The organism is Massilia sp. NBRC 108631, assembly GCF_059704565.1.
Genome location: NZ_BAAKJE010000059.1, coordinates 1 through 208, shown reverse-complemented (window position 1 = coordinate 208; position 208 = coordinate 1). Strand labels below are relative to the sequence as shown.

The window sequence follows — 208 nt, the reverse complement described above, 5'->3', positions numbered from 1 at the left end:
TCCAGCCGTCGCCTTCCATCAGCGCCGTGACATGGGCCTGCGAGACGGTCGGCGTGCTCGCGAAATCGAAGCTCGACAGCAGCTTGCCCGGCAGCAGTTGCGATTCCAGCCGATGCCGTTCCAAGCGCCTCGCTTCCCGCTCGGCCAGTTCATGCTCCATCAAGGCGGCAAGGAAACGCTCAGCCGGCCAGCCTTCTTTGTTCGACTG

Annotated in this window: 1 protein-coding gene; it reads right to left on the bottom strand. The window is 63.9% G+C overall.

The genetic code is table 11. The annotated features are described in order from the left end of the window. Positions 1–208 (bottom strand): ATP-binding protein (locus tag AC6H42_RS06670; protein WP_497547673.1); only part of this gene is annotated, 208 nt, incomplete at both ends.